Source organism: Lentzea sp. NPDC055074, from assembly GCF_053608005.1.
This window is the reverse complement of sequence record NZ_JBSGUQ010000005.1, coordinates 185,315-201,535: the sequence shown is the minus strand read 5'-3', so window position 1 is coordinate 201,535 and position 16,221 is coordinate 185,315. Positions and strand designations below refer to the sequence as shown.

General features: G+C 69.6%; 14 protein-coding genes. 5 read left to right on the top strand and 9 right to left on the bottom strand.

Annotation, left to right across the window (positions count from 1 at the left end):
* Nucleotides 1-5 precede the first annotated feature (5 nt).
* Genes ACWF7A_RS14190 through ACWF7A_RS14180 form a run of 3 tightly spaced genes read right to left on the bottom strand, consistent with a single transcriptional unit; the run spans nucleotide 6 to nucleotide 4,215 of the window.
* Nucleotides 6-1,112, bottom strand: a complete 1,107-nt coding sequence (locus ACWF7A_RS14190; RefSeq protein ID WP_452250865.1) for a DUF58 domain-containing protein — start codon at nucleotides 1,110-1,112, stop codon at nucleotides 6-8.
* Nucleotides 1,109-2,074 carry an AAA family ATPase gene (locus ACWF7A_RS14185; RefSeq protein WP_452250864.1) on the bottom strand — a complete coding sequence of 322 codons (966 nt, stop codon included), beginning with the start codon at nucleotides 2,072-2,074 and terminating at the stop codon, nucleotides 1,109-1,111. The genes ACWF7A_RS14190 and ACWF7A_RS14185 overlap by 4 nt, the downstream gene beginning before the upstream one ends.
* Complete coding sequence (locus ACWF7A_RS14180; protein WP_452250863.1) at nucleotides 2,071-4,215, bottom strand: hypothetical protein; 2,145 nt, start codon at nucleotides 4,213-4,215, stop codon at nucleotides 2,071-2,073. Before ACWF7A_RS14180 ends, ACWF7A_RS14185 begins: the two co-directional genes overlap by 4 nt.
* Before the next feature lie 187 nt (nucleotides 4,216-4,402).
* On the opposite strand from ACWF7A_RS14180, the gene ACWF7A_RS14175 reads away from it, so the two are divergent.
* The gene (locus ACWF7A_RS14175) at nucleotides 4,403-5,047 is read left to right on the top strand and encodes a hypothetical protein (protein WP_452250862.1); all 645 of its coding nucleotides are present in this window, start codon (nucleotides 4,403-4,405) and stop codon (nucleotides 5,045-5,047) included.
* A gap of 178 nt (nucleotides 5,048-5,225) precedes the next feature.
* On the opposite strand, the gene ACWF7A_RS14170 is transcribed toward ACWF7A_RS14175, so the two are convergent.
* Both ACWF7A_RS14170 and ACWF7A_RS14165 read right to left on the bottom strand, forming a co-directional pair.
* Complete coding sequence (locus tag ACWF7A_RS14170) at nucleotides 5,226-5,900, bottom strand: fibronectin type III domain-containing protein (RefSeq protein WP_452250861.1); 675 nt, start codon at nucleotides 5,898-5,900, stop codon at nucleotides 5,226-5,228.
* A gap of 10 nt (nucleotides 5,901-5,910) precedes the next feature.
* Nucleotides 5,911-6,513 (bottom strand): hypothetical protein, encoded by a 603-nt coding sequence (locus ACWF7A_RS14165; protein ID WP_452250860.1) that lies wholly within the window; start codon nucleotides 6,511-6,513, stop codon nucleotides 5,911-5,913.
* Between the two features lie 80 nt (nucleotides 6,514-6,593).
* Between ACWF7A_RS14165 and ACWF7A_RS14160 the strand changes: the two genes are divergently transcribed.
* Entirely contained in the window at nucleotides 6,594-7,481 is an 888-nt protein-coding gene (locus tag ACWF7A_RS14160) for a LysR family transcriptional regulator (protein ID WP_452250859.1), read from the top strand.
* Here ACWF7A_RS14160 and ACWF7A_RS14155 read toward each other — a convergent pair.
* On the bottom strand, nucleotides 7,384-8,247 hold the full coding sequence (locus tag ACWF7A_RS14155) for an EamA family transporter (protein WP_452250858.1): 864 nt from the start codon (nucleotides 8,245-8,247) through the stop codon (nucleotides 7,384-7,386). The two genes, ACWF7A_RS14160 and ACWF7A_RS14155, sit on opposite strands and share 98 nt — an antisense overlap.
* 93 nt (nucleotides 8,248-8,340) lie before the next feature.
* Between ACWF7A_RS14155 and ACWF7A_RS14150 the strand changes: the two genes are divergently transcribed.
* Complete coding sequence (locus ACWF7A_RS14150; protein WP_452250857.1) at nucleotides 8,341-9,249, top strand: RluA family pseudouridine synthase; 909 nt, start codon at nucleotides 8,341-8,343, stop codon at nucleotides 9,247-9,249.
* On the opposite strand, the gene ACWF7A_RS14145 is transcribed toward ACWF7A_RS14150, so the two are convergent.
* Nucleotides 9,244-10,137 carry a hypothetical protein gene (locus ACWF7A_RS14145; protein ID WP_452250856.1) on the bottom strand — a complete coding sequence of 298 codons (894 nt, stop codon included), beginning with the start codon at nucleotides 10,135-10,137 and terminating at the stop codon, nucleotides 9,244-9,246. The genes ACWF7A_RS14150 and ACWF7A_RS14145 overlap by 6 nt on opposite strands.
* Before the next feature lie 69 nt (nucleotides 10,138-10,206).
* Here ACWF7A_RS14145 and ACWF7A_RS14140 point away from each other — a divergent pair, with 69 nt between their 5' ends.
* On the top strand, nucleotides 10,207-11,277 hold the full coding sequence (locus ACWF7A_RS14140; RefSeq protein ID WP_452250855.1) for an acyltransferase family protein: 1,071 nt from the start codon (nucleotides 10,207-10,209) through the stop codon (nucleotides 11,275-11,277).
* Here the strand turns inward: ACWF7A_RS14140 and ACWF7A_RS14135 are convergent.
* Entirely contained in the window at nucleotides 11,225-14,512 is a 3,288-nt protein-coding gene (locus tag ACWF7A_RS14135) for a GH92 family glycosyl hydrolase (protein ID WP_452250854.1), read from the bottom strand. The genes ACWF7A_RS14140 and ACWF7A_RS14135 overlap by 53 nt on opposite strands.
* On the opposite strand from ACWF7A_RS14135, the gene ACWF7A_RS14130 reads away from it, so the two are divergent.
* Nucleotides 14,473-15,735, top strand: a complete 1,263-nt coding sequence (locus tag ACWF7A_RS14130) for a BNR-4 repeat-containing protein (protein ID WP_452250853.1) — start codon at nucleotides 14,473-14,475, stop codon at nucleotides 15,733-15,735. The genes ACWF7A_RS14135 and ACWF7A_RS14130 overlap by 40 nt on opposite strands.
* Here ACWF7A_RS14130 and ACWF7A_RS14125 read toward each other — a convergent pair.
* Nucleotides 15,732-16,166, bottom strand: coding sequence for a hypothetical protein (locus ACWF7A_RS14125; RefSeq protein WP_452250852.1), 435 nt, complete (start codon nucleotides 16,164-16,166; stop codon nucleotides 15,732-15,734). The genes ACWF7A_RS14130 and ACWF7A_RS14125 overlap by 4 nt on opposite strands.
* Nucleotides 16,167-16,221: the final 55 nt, after the last annotated feature.

The window sequence follows — 16,221 nt, the reverse complement described above, 5'->3', positions numbered from 1 at the left end:
GCGTGTCATCGCGCCACCACCGCGTTCCACGAGTCGACCAGGTCCTCCGCGCGCTCCCCGCTGACCACCAGCACCGATCCGGCCGCACCCACCGGCCGCTTCTCGTCCACCACCAGGACCACGCCGAACGCGGCACGGCCCGCCTCCAGCACCAGTGCCGGGACCTGCTCGCCGCTCACCACGGCCACCACGTCCAGGTCGCGCACCGGCACGGTCGGGCGGCCGTCGACGTCCTTCAGCTCCAGGTCGGCCAGAGCGGACAGGATCGGTGCCGAGTCCTGCTGCTCCTCGATGTCGGTGCCGCCGGACGACGTGAGCAGCCGCACCGGGTGTCCCTGCTCCAGCGCCGAGGTGATGAGCGACGCCGCCACCTCCACGGCCTCCTCGAATCGTTGCGGGTCGGAGTAGGAGGACGCGCTGTCGTCCAGCAGCACCGCCAGGTGCGGGCGGGCCGGGTCTGCGTCCTCGCGGATCATCAGGGTGCCGGTGCGGGCGGAGGTGGCCCAGTGCAGACGCCTCAGGTCGTCGCCCGGCACGTACTCGCGCAGGCCCACCAGGTCCGTGCCGCCTCGCTCCACTCGTTCGTCGGCTCCCACCTGGCCTCGTCGAGCGCCTGACGGCAGGCCCCGGACCGGGAGCACTCGGGGGACCACTCGCACCTGGACCACCTCGCCCAGGACCGTGCGGGCCTGGGCCAGGCCGGCCAGGCCCTTGCGGCGCAAGGTGAGCGGGCCCACGTCGAAGACGCCTCGGCGTTCGGTCGGGATGGCGTAGTCGACGGCCTCCACCTCGCCCGGCTCGAGCAGCGGCACGTCCACGTCCATCGGAGCACCGGCCACCACGTCGACGGCGTCCAGCGCCACCGGCCACCTGCCGGTGGACGAGAGCTCCAGGCGGCCGTTGCAGCGGGCGAGTCTCGGGACCGTGCGCGGGCGGACCGTGCGGGAGACCGTCAGCGGTGAGGCGATCAGCACGGAGACGATCGACGCCACGACCAGTGCCGTCAGCGCCAGTCCGAACGCCGCCATGCCCGCGTAGCGCCACCACAGGCCCACGCCGAGCATCAGCAGCCCCAGCACCGCGGTGCCGGTGCCGCGGACCGTGAGTCTCACTGTGCCGCGGGCTTGGGCACCGCCACGCGCGAGAGCACGTCGGCCAGCACCTCCGACGTCGTCACGCCCGACAGGACGCTCTCGCGCGTCAGCACCAGGCGGTGTGCGAGCACCGGGTCGGCGATGTCCTGGACGTCCTGCGGCACCACGAAGTGCCGGCCCTTCGACGCCGCGTACACCTGTGCGCAACGCACGAGCGTGCGCAGGCCACGGGTCGAGGTGCCCAGGCGCAGCCGTTCGTCGGAACGCGTTCCGGTGCCCAACGACGAGATGTACTGCAGGATCGGGTCCGCCACGTGCAGCAGCTGCAGGCGGCCGCTGAACGAGCTGATCTCGCGCGGTGACGACACCGTGCGGACGTCGGCGATCCGGCCCGCGCCGCTGCCGGGACGCAGTACTTCCAGCTCGTCCTCGACCGACGGGTAGCCGATCGAGGTGCGCAGCATGAACCGGTCGAGCTGGGCCTCGGGCAGGCGGTAGGTGCCGTCGAGGTCGATCGGGTTCTGCGTCGCGACCACGAGGAACGGGTCGGGCACCGCGTGCCCGACGCCGTCGATCGTGACCGTGCGCTCCTCCATGACCTCCAGCAGCGCCGACTGCGTCTTGGCCGCCGCGCGGTTGATCTCGTCCGCCAGCACGATGTTCGCGAACACCGGACCCGGCCGGAACCGGATCTGGCCCGTCTGCGGGTCGTAGACCGAGGTGCCCGTGACGTCGGACGGCAGCAGGTCCGGCGTGAACTGCACGCGCCGCGACACCCCGCCGAGCGCGCCCGCGACGGCACGCGCCAGCGTCGTCTTGCCCGTGCCCGGCACGTCCTCGAGCAGCACGTGGCCGCCCGCGAACATCGCCACCAGCACCAGGTCGATCACGTCGCGCTTGCCTCGCACGGCGCTCTCGACCGCATCGCCCAGGCGGGTGTGCAGGTCGCGGAACGCGGAGACCTCACCGGTGTCGATCACTTTTCCTCATCTCCGCGACGAACACCGATGCGCAGCAGGAACGCGCACGCCAGCAACCCGAGGCCACCCGCGCCCATCGGCGCGGTCTCCACCCCGGCGGGCGCCATCTTCGGGATGCAGTTCGGCTTGCCCGCACACTCGTCGTAGGTGAAGAAGGTGTTCCTCGCCGCCGAGTCGACCTGGCCCGCCCCGGAGGCCGCGTAGGCACGCACGACGAGCGAGTTGCTGCCCTCGTCGACGTCGATCGTCGCCGAGGTGGCGTTGCACGGGATCCCCACCGAGTAGCCGTACGTGTTGTTCACGACCTCGCAGCGCCCGTTGTGGCTCGCCCAGTCCGCGGGCGGGGCCAGCGTCAGCCGGCGCGTCGGCACGTTGCGGCCACCCGTTGCCCCGGTGATCACCAACGCACCGGCGCTCGGCAGCGACGGCGGAGGCGGGGGCGGCGGAGGCGTCGTCGTGGTCGTCACGGGTGGAGGCGGAGGCGGAGGGGGCGGCGTGGTCGTGGTCGTCACCGGGGGCGGAGGCGGCGGGTTGTTCGGCGGCGGCGTCACGGTGAACGCGGCCATGCCCGCGGCACCGGCGACCGACGCCGTCGACGCGCGCACCGTCACGTCCAGCCGGCCGCTCGTGCAGAACGTGGAACCCGCGCACGGCACCGACAGGTCGACGGAGGTACCCGCCGACTGCGCCGACACCGAGCCGCCGCTGAACGAACCGGAGCCCGCCACGGTGTAGCCGACGATCGGGTCGGCCGAGGTGGCCGCGCTCCAGCTCACCGTCACGACGAGCGCGGAGGCGTTGCGGGACTTCTCCCGCACCGAGACGCCCGCGGGCGCGGCGGGAGCCGTCCCTCCGGCCGAAGGCGGAACGGACGGCACCGACGGCGGCGGGGGCACCTCGGTGGTCGGGTTGTTGGTGCCGTTGCCGGGGTTGCGCGGCGGCTTCTGCGGCTCGTTCGGGTTCGGCGGCGGGGGCGGCGGCACGGACGGCGGCGGCGAGCGGTCCGGGTCCTTCACCGGGAGCTCGGGGCTGCGGATCGTCAGCGAGCGCGTCGCACCGTCGGGGTCGACCAGCACCCCCGTCGACGAGCCGGTGACGTTCACGAACAACCGGCCGTCGTCGAACACGAGCTCGGGGTCGGCGCCACCGGACGTGCGGACGTCGTCGCCACCGCGGCTGCCACCGCGGTCGAGGATGATGACCTTGCCGGATCCCTTGCAGGGCACGTAGACCTTGTCGCGGAACACCGCGGGACGCCCCGGCTTCGGGCACCCCATCGCGCCCACGTCGACGCGCAGCACGTCACGGCCGACGACCAGCACCACGACCGACGACGACGGCACCGACGCGGGCACCAGGTCGATCGGCGAGGACTGCGCGGCGATCACCTCGGCGTCCGAGCGGTCCGTCATGGAGTCGACGTCCTCACCCGTGCCGTCGCGCACGACGACACCGCCGTCGAGACCGATGAGCGTGACGCCCTGGTCGTGCGGCACGAGGACGGTGCGAGGCCCGGCACCGGTGACCTGGCGGTGCGACCGCTCCTGGAACCGCTCCTCGTCGTCCGACCAGTCGAGCGACCTCAGCGTGCCGCCGTGGTCGACGAGCCACAGCACACCGCGCTCGTCCACGACGGCGTCGGCGAGGGGCTGACCGGCCTGCCACGTCTGCCCGACGTCGGCCAGGGTCAGCGGGTCGGCGGTGTGCACCGTGCCGGACGCGCGGTCGACGACGTACACCATCCCGTTCGACACCAGCACCTTGCTCGTCGCTCCGGGCGGCGCCTGCCTGCGGCCGGAGGCGAGCAGCGTCGCCAGGTCGATGACGGTGATCTCGCCGGTGCGCCGGTTCAGGACGATCAGCCGGCCGTCCTCCTGCGCGATCTCGAGCTGCGAGTCGGGGCCGCTGATCTGCAACCGCGTCTGCGGCTTGCCCGAACCGGGGTTGATCTGCACGACCTCACCGCGCTGGTCGTCCCCCAGCCAGGTGAGCCCGTCCGACACCGCGACCGACGTGCGGGAGATCCCCTGCCCGAGTGCGGCGCCCGCGAGCACCAGGACACCCAGCAGTGCCGCGACGAAACTCGCCGACTCCCGCCCTCCACCGGAGATGATGCGTCTGATCCGGTGCCACCAAGACATAACGCGCCCTCCCTCGCCCGCCGGGCATGCTAACCCTGGACTCTGACAACTTCGGACGGCGCATGGTTCCCGGTTCGCCCGATCTGCCGGTTGGCAGACATGTGTGAATGTAATGACGGGGTCCGACAGTTCTGAAAACCGAATGGCGTTACGCCAAAACGACGAACGCGTAAGGCAGAGTGGACGCATGGAGATCCCCGGCATGGGACTTGCCAAGCAGGCGCTCGACACCGCACTCGGCACGACTGCGGCCGTGGCGGCGGTTCCGGCCCGTGTGCTGAGCCTCATCGGCGAAGTCGAGCAACTCGTCCGCAAGGTGAACGGCACCATAGACGCCGTTGATGGCATCGTCGCGAGAGCGGACGCGTTGGTCGACCGCACGGCCGACGTCGTCGCGGACGCGGAGAAGGCCGTCGTCGAGGTCCGCGCGATCACGGCGAGCGCGAGCGACGTCGCCGACCGGGCCGGGCTCGTCGTCACGACGGCCGGCCAGACCGCGCACACGGCAGGCGAGCTGATCGCGATCTACGAGCCGATCGCGAAGCAGGCGCAGCCGCTCGCGAAGCGGTTCGTCGAGGAGCTCTCGCCGCACGAGATCGAGGCCGCGATCAAGCTCGTCGACGAGCTGCCGGTGCTGACCGAGCACCTGACCAGCGACATCCTGCCGATCCTCGCCACCCTCGACAAGGTCGGCCCCGAGGTGCACCAGCTGCTCGAGGTCACCAGCGACATGCGCCAGGCGATCCTCGGCATCCCGGGTTTCGGGTTCATGCGCAGGCGTGGCGAGAAGAAAGAAGAGGAAGAGGGTGTGAAGGCCGAAGAAAACGGGTAGCCCACACGTATGACAGCCGACGCGCGCGACGATCAACTCACCTGGTGGCTCCTCACCAGCGTGTTCGGGCTGCTGGCCGCGATCAACGTCGCGCTGGCCGTCACCGAGAGAACGACCTGGCCCTACGCGCTCGCGGCGCTGCTGCTCGCCGCGAGCGCGTGGAGTGCCAGACAGGCCCTCAGGCCTTCCCCGTCGTCTGATGCGTCAGGTTCGACGGTGACCCGAACCGGAACGCCCGCACGCGATAGGTCGCGAGCTTCTCGTCTGGGAGTGTGATCACCCCGTACGAGGTGGTGTCCGGGTCGAGCTGCACCGCGACGCGGTAGTCCGCCGCGCCCGCGGGCCTGACCTCGATCAGGTACCCGTCCTCGTCCGACGCGCGGTCCTTCCAGGTGAACAGGATGCCGTTGGCGTTCTTCACCTCGGCCTTCAGCTCCGTCGCCGCCGCCTCGGCTGACGACACGGGCGCCCTGCCCCCGCCGGCCTTGACCGGCGCGGTCCAGTCCGGCCCCTCGATCTCCGGCACCTCGTCGCCCAGGGGCAGCGAGACGTCCACGGTCGCCGAGGCGGTCCCCGTGAACGGCCGGACCCGGTAGTAGAACTGGGTTTCCGGGATCAGGTCCGGGTGCTCGTAGGTGTCCTTCGCCGGTGCGGCGAACTCCAGGATCGTGTACTCGCCGTCGGCCGCGTTCGCGTACTCGACGACCTGCCCGGCCGACCCCGCCTGCGGACGCCAGTGCAGCGTCACGTCCACGGGCGAGGTCAGTTCGGACGTCAGCACGGGGTCCTGCTGTTCTTGGCCGCAGGCAGCCAAGAACAGCAGGAACACCAGGGACAAGCCGCTTCTGGTCAAAGAAGACAGCTCACTTGCGCCAGAACCGCACGTTGCTCCAGGTCACCGTCGCCGGTCCCTGGCCGCTGGACGTCCGGTACGCGCCGAACTTGTCGTAGAAACTCGTACCGCTGCTCGCGTACGTGTGCGCACGAGAGCCGTTGATGTACGTGCGGTGTTCCGTGGCCGTGTTGTGCACGGTGTTCACGCGGACGGTCGTGCCCACGGTCGCGCCGGTGGCGATGGTCGCGCCCCCGTGCACGGCGTAGAGCCGGCCGCCGCGTTCCACAGCGAGCATCCAGAACGGTCCCGCGCTGGGGGCCTCCCGGAACGTCTGCTTGAGACTGATGCGGGTGCCGCCGAGACTCGTGATCCGGAAGCTCCCTTCGAACTGGCGCGTGCCGCCGGTGTAAGTGGCGTAACGCCGCTCGGCACGCTGGTCACCGCTCGCGGTGGAGCAGGTGAGTTGGAAAGTCAGGTTGCTGACGGTGCCGCAGCCGCGTTCCTGGACGGTGAACGACGGGGAGTAGCTGGTCCACGGACCGGTTTCAACCTGGGCCTGTGCCGGGGCGACCGACACGAGCAGACCGGTCGCCATCGCGATCCCCGCGACGATGCGGAGTCGTTTGGACATCCCGATACCTCCTCAAAACGTGCTGAGGACAGCACGCATTTCCAGGGGGCGGTGACGGGACTGTATCGGATAATGATCCGATGTTCGACCTCCATCGTCTGCGACTGCTGCGAGAACTTTCCCGAAGGGGGACGCTCGCGGCCGTCGCGCAGGCGCTGAACTACAGCCCCTCGTCGGTGTCGCAGCAGCTGTCGTTGCTGGAGAACGAGGTCGGGGTGCCCCTGCTGGAACCGGTCGGCCGGCGTGTCAAGCTCACCCCGCAGGCCGAAATTCTGGTGCGGCACACCGAAGAGGTCCTCGCCCGTCTGGACCAGGCCGAGTCCGAGGTGGCCGCGTCGCTGCACGAGATCACCGGCACGCTGCGGGTCGCGACGTTCCAGACGGCGGCGCTGGCGCTGATCCCGGCGACGCTGGCGCGCATGAGGGACGAGCACCCGTCGCTGCGGATCGAGTTCCAGGTGCTTGACCCGGCGGAAGCGCTTTCCGCGTTGAACGCCAGGGACTTCGACCTCGTCTTCGTGGAGGAGTGGCCGGACCAGCCCGAGGCCCGGTTCACCGGCCTGGAGTACCGGGAACTGTGCCGGGACCCGATCCGGCTCGCCGTCCCACGTGGACTCCCCGTCGCCGAGATCGGCTCCCACCCGTGGATCATGGAGACCGAAGGCTTCCCGCAGCGGATCTTCAACGTGAACTGGTGCCGCCACAACGGCTTCGAGCCGGACGTGCGCTTCTCCTCGACGGACGTGCTGGTGAAGCTGCGGTTCGTGGAACGGGGTCTCGCGGTCGCGCTGCTCCCGGACCTGGTCTGGTACGACCGCGAGATCACCGTCGACCTGCACGAACTGCCGGTGCCGATGTCCCGGCTGCTGTTCACTGCGGCACGGGCAGGACGAGGTCAGCATCCCGCTGTGCGGGCGTTTCGCGAGGCGCTGGCGCTCTCCGTAGCGCCGCTCCGACCCCCGCCGTGATCACGAGTGCCATGCCGCACAACGAGATCACGCCCAGGTGCTGACCGAGCAGCAGCGCACCGGCGAGCGCGGCCGCGGCGGGTTCGAGCGCGAGCACCACGCCGAACGTGCTGGCCTGCAACGTCTTCAGCGCACGGATCTCCAGCGTGTACGGGATGGCGGACGCCAGCAGCGCCACCAGGGTGCCGAGCAGGAGCATCTTGGGCTCGAACAACGCGGCCCCGGCCGTCGAGAGCCCGTACGGCAGCGTGAGCGCCGCCGCGATCAGGCTCGCCCCCGCGAGACCGCCGGTGCCGAGCCCGGCCGTCGCGAGCTCGCGCCCGGCGAGGACGTAGCAGGCCCAGAAGGCGGCCGCGACCAGCGCGAGCGCCACGCCGATCAGGTCGAGCTCCGCGCCGGTGTACTCGTGGACACCGAGGAGCACGACACCCGCGAGCGCCAGCCCGACCCACACGAAGTCCCGCGCCCGCCTGCTCAGCGCCGCCGCGAGCCCGAGCGGCCCGAGGAACTCGATCGTCACCGCCACGCCGAGCGGGATGCGGTCGAGCGCCAGGTAGAAGGTGCCGTTCATGCCGGCCATGGTCATCCCGAGCACGAGCGTCTCCTGGCGGAACTTCGGCCTGACCACCACGCACAGCATCAGCGCGGCGATGCCGAGCCTCAGGGCCGTGGCGCCGGGCGCGCCGATCTGGCCGAAGAGCTGGTTCGCGAACGCCGCGCCGAACTGCAGTGAGATGACCGAGCCGAGTACGAGGAAGACCGACATGAGCCCAGTCTCGGTTCCGGCGTCCCTTCGGTACAGCGAATGTTTTCGAGCGATATCGTTCGGCTTTCCCGAACATTTAGACTGGCCGGTGCGATGAGACGCAAACCCTCCTCCCCTCTCCCCCAGCGCCACGGCCTGGACGCGGCGCGGTTGAAGCTGCCCTCCGAGGGCCACTGGTCGTCGTTGCGCGACCACCTCGTGGAACGGCTGCCGCGTGTAGCGGCCGAACGCGTCGACGAGATGCTGGCCGAGGAACGGATCTGGGGTGTCTCCGGGCCGTTGGGCGCCGACGCGCCGTTCGTGCCCGACTCCTACATCTGGTTCCACCGCGACCTGCCCGTCGAGGTGCCGGTGCCGTTCGAGGTGGGCGTCGTCCACCAGGACGACGACATCGTGGTGGCCGACAAGCCGCACTTCCTCGCGACGATCCCGCGCGGCGCCCACATCATGCAGACCGCGCTGGTGAGGCTCCGCGACTCGCTGGGCCTGCCGGACCTCTCCCCCGCACACAGGCTCGACCGCGTCACGGCCGGTCTCGTGCTCTTCGTGGTGCGGCGCGAGCTGCGCGGCAAGTACCAGACGATGTTCCGCGACCGGTTGGTGCGCAAGGAGTACGAGGCGATCGCGCCGTACGACCCGGCACTGGAACTGCCGCGCGTGGTGCGGTCGCGGATCATCAAGGAACGCGGCATCATCACCGCGTTCGAGGTCGACGGCGAGCCGAACGCCGAGACGCACGTGTCCCTCGTGGAGCATCGCGACGGCCTGGGCCGGTACCACCTCAAGCCGGTGACCGGCCGCACCCACCAACTGCGGCTGCACATGTCCGGGCTCGGGGTGCCGATCGTGAACGACGACTTCTACCCCGTGCTGCGGGACCGCCCGCTCGACGACTTCTCGGCACCGCTGCAGCTGCTGGCGCGCGATCTGTCCTTCGTGGACCCGCTGTCGGGTGTGGAGCGGTCGTTCACCTCGGAGCTGAGGCTGTCCGCCTGGTCATGAGACGTGCGTGCGGATCGTCCCGATCGGCTGCGGCTCCCAGACCTCGCCCATCCGGTCGAGCAGCCGCCGCGCCAGCGCACTCGTCTCGGGGTGGGTCTCGGTGAACGTCGCCACCACGCGCGCCCGGTACATCAGCCGGCCGCGAGCCGTGGTGCTGTACCAGAACCAGTCCTCGTCGACGACCCTGGCGAGGTGGTCGGTGCCGTCCCGCTCGGCGCGCTGCACCAGCGCGTCACCGTTCACGAACCAGCGCACGCACGCGTCCTCGAGCGGGGCCGTGAAGCCGCGCTCCTCGAAGTAGGCCTGCTCGGCGGCCTCCCGCAGCGCCCGCGGAGTCTCGGTGACGGTCGCGCAGGTCGGGAAGCCGATGCGGAGGTAGACGACCTCGGCCAGCCCGTCGCCGAGCGAGGCACCTTCGAGGTCGACGAACCTCGCGCCCTGCGGCGTGTACATGTCGTTACCGGCACACGGGTCCCCGTGCAACAGGTCGAACTTCCCGGTGTCCTCGAACACGAGCTCGGCCTCGGCGCCGCCGATCTCCACCTCCATCGCCCGCACGAACCGCAGGAACGGGGTGGGGTCCGGGATCTCCTGACGCGGTAGCAACCCGGCGTGCTCCGGCCCGGTGGCCATGTGGAGCCGGGCGAGGCCGCGGGCGTAGTCGACCACCCAGTCCTCGCGCGGCGGGTCCGAGCGCAGCTTCTCGAGCACCACGGTCCGTTCGGCGTGGTCGACGTCGAGGACCCGCGGCACCACGCCCGTGTGCGCGGCCAGCCCGAGCGCGGTCACCTCCCGTTCGAACGCGGCCTGGTCCCCCACCACCTGCTTGACGATCCGGTCGCCGTCCGCCCAGACCTGCGACCGCACACCGCTCTTGAGCCGTTGCATGGGAACGATCCTATTCCACACGCGCGCCGAATTTGTAACAACGGCCGGGTACCGCACGAATCCACCGGCGTGCAGAACCATGGGGCGGAAGCGAAGCTGGGGCGATTACCCTCACTGACCGGCATGAGATTCATCGCCGCGTTCATCGTGTTCGGGTTCCACATCAACGCGGCCGGCCTGTGGCCCTATCTGGACGTGCCTTTCCGTCAAGGTGCGACCGGAGTGAGTTTCTTCTTCATCCTGTCCGGGTTCGTGCTCACGTGGTCCGCCAGGCCTGGCACCTCCGCGCCCACCGCGTGGCGGCGCCGAGCAGCGAAGATCTTCCCCAACCACGTCGCGACCTGGCTCGTCGTCCTGGTCGCGGTGTCGGTGACGCCCGTGACGGCGCTTGCGAACCTGTCACTGCTTCAGGCGTGGTTCCCCAGCGAGAGCGTCTACTTCAGCATGAACACGCCGGCCTGGTCGCTGTCGTGCGAATTGGCCTTTTACCTGGCGTTCCCCTTGCTCGTCAAGTGGAAGATGCGCACACCGTGGCTGGTCGCAACAGGAATGGCCATTGCGATCATCGCCATTCCTGCAATCGCACCAACGATGCCGGGCAACATCGAATACTGGTTCGTATTCGTCTTCCCGCCGGTGCGCGCACTGGAGTTCGTATTGGGAATGGCGATGGCCCGAGTGGTCCAGCAGGGCAAGTGGATCGGACTGAACCTGTGGGCCGCGAGCGCCTTCTTCGTGGCCGCCTACATCGGGTCCTGGTACCTGCCCGGGTCGTTCCCGTACGTCGCGGGCACGGTCGTCCCGCTGGCGCTGCTGATCCCGGCCGCCGCGGTCGCCGACCTCACCGGCAAGTGGTCGCCGTGGCGCTCGAAGCCGATGGTGTGGCTGGGCACCGTGTCGTTCGCCTTCTACATGGTCCACCAGATCGTCATCCGGGTGAGCGAGAAGTTCCTCGACGTGCACGCGTTCCCGCTGCTCGCGGCGCTGGGGATGTTCGTCGTGTCGATGGTCGCGGCCTGGCTGCTGTACCGGCTGGTCGAGGTGCCCGCCGAGAAGTTCATCAAGGGGGCACCCCGACCAGCGCTGGTCACGCCAGCGTCAGTGCGTACAGCTCCACCCGCGGATCGTCAGGCAGCGTGACCGAACGGACCGTCTTGGTCGCGTCCAGCCTCAGCGACTGACCGAACAACCGGACCGGCGGCCCGTCGACGCCCTGCCCCGCCTTGATGCGGTGCGGCATCTCCAGCACGGTCGGGCCGCCACCCGCCCAGTCCGCGATGGACGCCGAGACCTCGGCCGAGGTGCCGTCGGTGTACCAGACGGTGAAGCCGGCCGACACCGGTCCGTTGTGCGACGAGCCCACGACGTGCAGCCAGGAGTACTGGCCGGTGGGCAGCAGGAGCCCCTGCCCGTGCGCCTCCACGAAGTTCGGCTTCGTGCCGGTGGGGTCGGGCGCCTGGTAGGTGATGCCGCCCCACGTCACGGGCCCCGCGGGCGGCAGCAGCGACGCGTCGTAGCTCCAGCCGCCGCCGTCGAAGTCGCCCGAGGCGGAGTCCGCGACCGTGGCCGTGCCGTCGTGGTTGAGCTCCGGCGTCACGTCCACCGAACACGTCGACAGCGCGCACAGGGCAGCGGGCTTGACCTCGACCACCGCCTTGAGCGACACCGACTCGACCTGCACGGCGACCTCGTACGAGCCAGGCGCCACACCCGCGGGCACCGTGAACGTCAGCGGCACCGTCCTCTGCGTCGGCAGGTGCCTCGACACGATCACGAACGGCTTGGCGCCACTCACCTTCCACCCGGCGGGCGCGGTGACGACGGGCCGCACCGACGTGGCACCGGGCGCCTGCGCCAGCACGTCGAGCTGCACCGTCAGCGACTGCGCGGACTCCGAGGTCGGCAGCACGATCTCGGTGCTGCGCAACGACGCCGAGAGCGCGCGGCGCGAGTCCTCGTCGCCGTCGTTCAGCGACGGCGGCTCGTCCCCGCGCCCGGTGCCCCACGACGACGGCTTCGACGACACCTCGTGCGTCAGCTTTCCGCCGCGCTGCAACGAAGACCACGACAGCCAGGTCTTGCGGACGTCACGGCCGCCGAAGGACACGTTCTTGATGTACCGGTTGGTGTCCGACACACCCTTCGCCGACACGGTCAGCGTGCCGCCCTGCGAGCCGTGCTGTCCGATTCGGACGGTCGCGGACTCGAACTGCGGTGAGGACAGGGCGAGGAAGTCCGCGCCGTTGAACGTCGGGTAGATGCCCAGCGACGAGAAGACGTACCAGGCCGACATCGTGCCCAGGTCGTCGTTGCCGGTCATGCCGTCCGGACCGGTGGTGAACAACGTCATCGCCGCCCGCACGACCGTCGCGGTCTTCGACGGCGTGCCCGACCACAGGTACATGTACGGCGCGAGCAGGTCGGGTTCGTTGTTCGGGTTGTAGGTGGGCTTGCCGTAGTAGTCGTACGGCTCGGTGATCCAGTCGCGCTTGGCGGTGCCGGCCGGGTCGAGCAGCAACTTGTCGTAGACGAAGAACGAGTCGAGCCGCTTCTCCGTCTCCTTGCGGCCGCCCATCAGCGACACCAGCCCGGCCGGGTCCTGCGGCACGAGCCACTGGTACTGGTAGGCGCCGCCCTCGTGGAACTGGTGCGACGCGTCCACCGGGTTGTACGGCGCGAGCCACGTGCCGGCGGCGGTGCGCGGCCGGAACTGGCCGATCGAGGAGTCCCACAGGTTGCGGTACCACTGGCCGCGGTCGGCGAACATCCGCGCGTCGGCCTTCTTGCCGAGGCCCTTGGCCATCAACGCGAGCGACGCGTCGGCCGCCGAGTACTCCAGCGTCGCGGACGCCGGGTGCACGCAGTCGTTGTCGCCGCCCTTGTGAGCGCAGTCCTTGCCCAGCTCCAGGCCGGACGGGATGTAGCCGCGTTCGTTGTAGTAGGTGACGCCGGAGCGTCCGTTGTAGGGCGACTCGGCGGGAGGCAGCGACGTGGCGTTGGCGCGCAGCAGCCCGTACGTCTCCTCCTCGTAGCCCTTCAGCAGCCCCTTGGACCAGGCCTCGACGAGGAAGGGCGTCACCGGGTCGCCGGTCATGATGTTGGTCTCGGACGACGCCAGAGCCCAGCGCGGCAGCCATCCGCCGTCCCGTCCACTGGCCACAACGGACAGTGCGACGTCGCGGGCGACCTCGGGTTCGAGGATCTGGAGCAACTGGTTCTGCGGCCGATACGTGTCCCACAAGGAGAAGTTCTGGTACGGCGTGTAGCCCGAGGCCGTGCGCACCTTCCCGTCGAAGCCCATGTACCTGCCGTCGACGTCGCCGGCGAGGTTCGGGTGCAGCACCGAGTGGTAGAGCGCGGTGTAGAACGCGACCTGCCGGTCCCGCGGCCCGCCGGACACGCGCACGGCGTCGAGCTGCTTCCTCCACACCTCCTTCGCGGCCGCCACCGTGGCGTCGAAGTCGTGGGCGGGAGCCTCCGCCGCGAGGTTCTTCCGCGCGCCCTCGATGCCGGTGTACGACAGGCCGAGCTTCAGCACGACGTCGCGGTCGGCGGTCGCGTCGAACGTGACCCAGGCACCGTTCCCGCCCGTGCCGGCGGCGTCCCGGACACCCGGCGTGGGAACGCTCCCCCGCCACGCGCCGAAGGAGGCGAACGGGCGGTCGAACGTCGCCGTGAAGTACACGGTGTGCTCGTCCTTGCCCGCGCAGAACCGGCCGTTGCGCACCCGGCCCTCGATGGTTCTGTCCCCGACGACGTGGATCTCCGAGTCCAGCACCGTCTGGTTCGACCGACCGGTGTTGAACAGGACGTTGGCCGCGCCCGAGGACGGGAACGTGTAGCGCTGCCACCCGGTGCGCTGGGTGGCCGTCAGCTCGGCGTTCACCCCGTACTTCGGAAGCCCGACCCGGTAGTAGCCGGGCTGCGCCGCCTCGTCCGAATGGCTGAAGTCCGACTTGTAGGCGTTGATGTCAACGTTGTCGACAGACCCGACCGTAGGCATGACCGGCAGCTCGCCCATGACGCCGCAGCCCACACCGGACAGGTGCGTCTGCGAGAAGCCGTAGAGGGAGGTGGCCTTGTAGTCGTACCCGCCCTGACCTCCCGTGTCAGGGCTGACCTGCACCATCCCGAACGGCACCGAGGCGCCCGGGAAGGTGTTGCCGAAGTTCTGCGTACCCACGAAGGGGTTCACCAGGGACGAGGGGTCCTCGTCCGCCTGAGCCGCTTGCGCAGGAACTGTTAACCCTAGTAACAGTCCGACTACAACCAGTGTCCGCATGGAAGGCAGTATTGTCCGAACGTCGCCGCCCCGACACCCATCGGAGGTCGGCGATGCGCGTTTTTGCAGCGGTGTTGCTGATTCTTGTCGCATTTTGTCAACCGGCCCAGGCCGCACCTGCTCTCGACGCCGTCACCACAGCGAGCGTCTACGGGTGCCTGCGCACCAACGGCGCGGGCGTGTACGACGCGACGGTGAACAAGACGTTCGTGACGTACTCGGGGACCCGGCACGACATCTACGTCAAGGCGTTCGACCACGCCGCGAACACGTGGTCGGCGGCCGTCAAGGTCGCCACGCTGAACCTGACGCACGACAACGCCTACCACGACTACCCGGTGCTCACGCAGCTCGGCGACGGCAGGCTGGCGGTCTTCCGCGCCACGCACACGGCGTCGATGCAGCTCTACACCGCGCCCACACCACGTTCGATCACGGGCACGTGGACCGCGCGGACGATCAGCACGGACAGGAACACCTACCCCGAGCCGATCGTCACCGGAAGCACGATCCACCTGTTCTACAGCCACAACACGGACCTGTCGTACCCGTACCGCACGTACAAGGTGATCAAGTCGACGGACGACGGCAGGACGTGGTCCGCGCCGCGCACGATCATCGACTCCGGCCGCACGGCCGACAGGTACGCCGAGGTGTACGCGTTCGGCGTGACGCACCGCAACGGCCGCATCTACCTGACCTGGTCGCTGCACGGCGGCCCCAAGGGCCACAACGGCGGCGGCAAGAACATCTACGCCGCCTACTTCGACACGGCGTCCGGAAACCTGTTCACGGTCGGCGGCGCGTCGCTCGGCACGGTGATCGACTCGGGTGACACCGACAAGGCCCGCGTCGTCACGACGAACCCGGCGGACCTGCCCGCGGACAAGGCGCTGCCGGAGGAGAACCCGGTGACGGTGCCGTTGAACGACGGCTCGCTCGTGCTGGGCTACGGCGTGCACACCAGCACCAGCAACAAGATCGTGCTCGCGCGGTTCGCCGCCGGCACCTGGACCTCCACGACGGTCGACACGTCGACGTCGTTGTTCAAGGACCTGGTGGCGACCGGCAACGGCGTCGACTTCTCCTACGCCGGCAAGGATCGCAGGCGGTTGCTCGTGAAGTCGTGGACGCCGGGTGGCGCGGTCACGACGAAGCACGACCTGGCGGTGCCGTACTCGGCCGGCGCCGACACGACGTTCTACGCGAACTTCGTGGAGAACCGGCCGAGCGACCTGATCGCCGGCACGATCGACTACGAGACCCGCAAGACCAACCACACCGGCACGTGGCCGGTGTTCTCCATCAGGGGTTAGCAGCGCTTGCTGGAGAACGCGGTGAAGTTGTCGTCCTGCTGGACGCTGATCATGCCGTAGGCGGCGGTGCACCGGGACAGGGTGGAAGCCGGCTTGCCCCAGAGCTCGACGGGGGCGAACTGGCTGCTGTTCCCGCCCTTGCAGGTGTCCGGTGTGCCGTCGCCGGCGCTGCCGTACACGGCGATCGCCGTCTGCGTGCCCCAGTAACGGCCGGTGGCGCGGAAGCTCTCCCAGACGTAGACGTAGGAGTAGTTCGCACCGCACCCCGCGAACTGCTTCACCGACGCGATGTTGTTGCCACGCCACTTGACGTACCCGGTCGAGCCGATCTGCGCGGCGCTCACGCATCCGGGCACGGTCTCCGCGGTGGCCACACCGGGAAAGTCGAAACCGAGCAGCACGAACGCGATTCCGATGAGTGCCCTCTTCATGCGGGTGATCATCACCGTTCGCGCTGACAACTCGCTGACACGAGGGTAAGCAGGA

Excerpts from the sequence above, each read along its gene's own strand:
- ACWF7A_RS14180 (WP_452250863.1), bottom strand. The coding sequence starts at position 4,215 with ATGTCTTGGTGGCACCGGATCAGACGCATCATCTCCGGTGGAGGGCGG.
- ACWF7A_RS14175 (WP_452250862.1), top strand. The coding sequence starts at position 4,403 with ATGGAGATCCCCGGCATGGGACTTGCCAAGCAGGCGCTCGACACCGCA.
- ACWF7A_RS14165 (WP_452250860.1), bottom strand. The coding sequence starts at position 6,513 with ATGTCCAAACGACTCCGCATCGTCGCGGGGATCGCGATGGCGACCGGT.
- ACWF7A_RS14160 (WP_452250859.1), top strand. The coding sequence starts at position 6,594 with ATGTTCGACCTCCATCGTCTGCGACTGCTGCGAGAACTTTCCCGAAGG.
- ACWF7A_RS14155 (WP_452250858.1), bottom strand. The coding sequence starts at position 8,247 with ATGTCGGTCTTCCTCGTACTCGGCTCGGTCATCTCACTGCAGTTCGGC.
- ACWF7A_RS14150 (WP_452250857.1), top strand. The coding sequence starts at position 8,341 with ATGAGACGCAAACCCTCCTCCCCTCTCCCCCAGCGCCACGGCCTGGAC.
- ACWF7A_RS14145 (WP_452250856.1), bottom strand. The coding sequence starts at position 10,137 with ATGCAACGGCTCAAGAGCGGTGTGCGGTCGCAGGTCTGGGCGGACGGC.
- ACWF7A_RS14130 (WP_452250853.1), top strand. The coding sequence starts at position 14,473 with ATGCGCGTTTTTGCAGCGGTGTTGCTGATTCTTGTCGCATTTTGTCAA.
- ACWF7A_RS14135 (WP_452250854.1), bottom strand. The coding sequence starts at position 14,512 with ATGCGACAAGAATCAGCAACACCGCTGCAAAAACGCGCATCGCCGACC.
- ACWF7A_RS14125 (WP_452250852.1), bottom strand. The coding sequence starts at position 16,166 with ATGAAGAGGGCACTCATCGGAATCGCGTTCGTGCTGCTCGGTTTCGAC.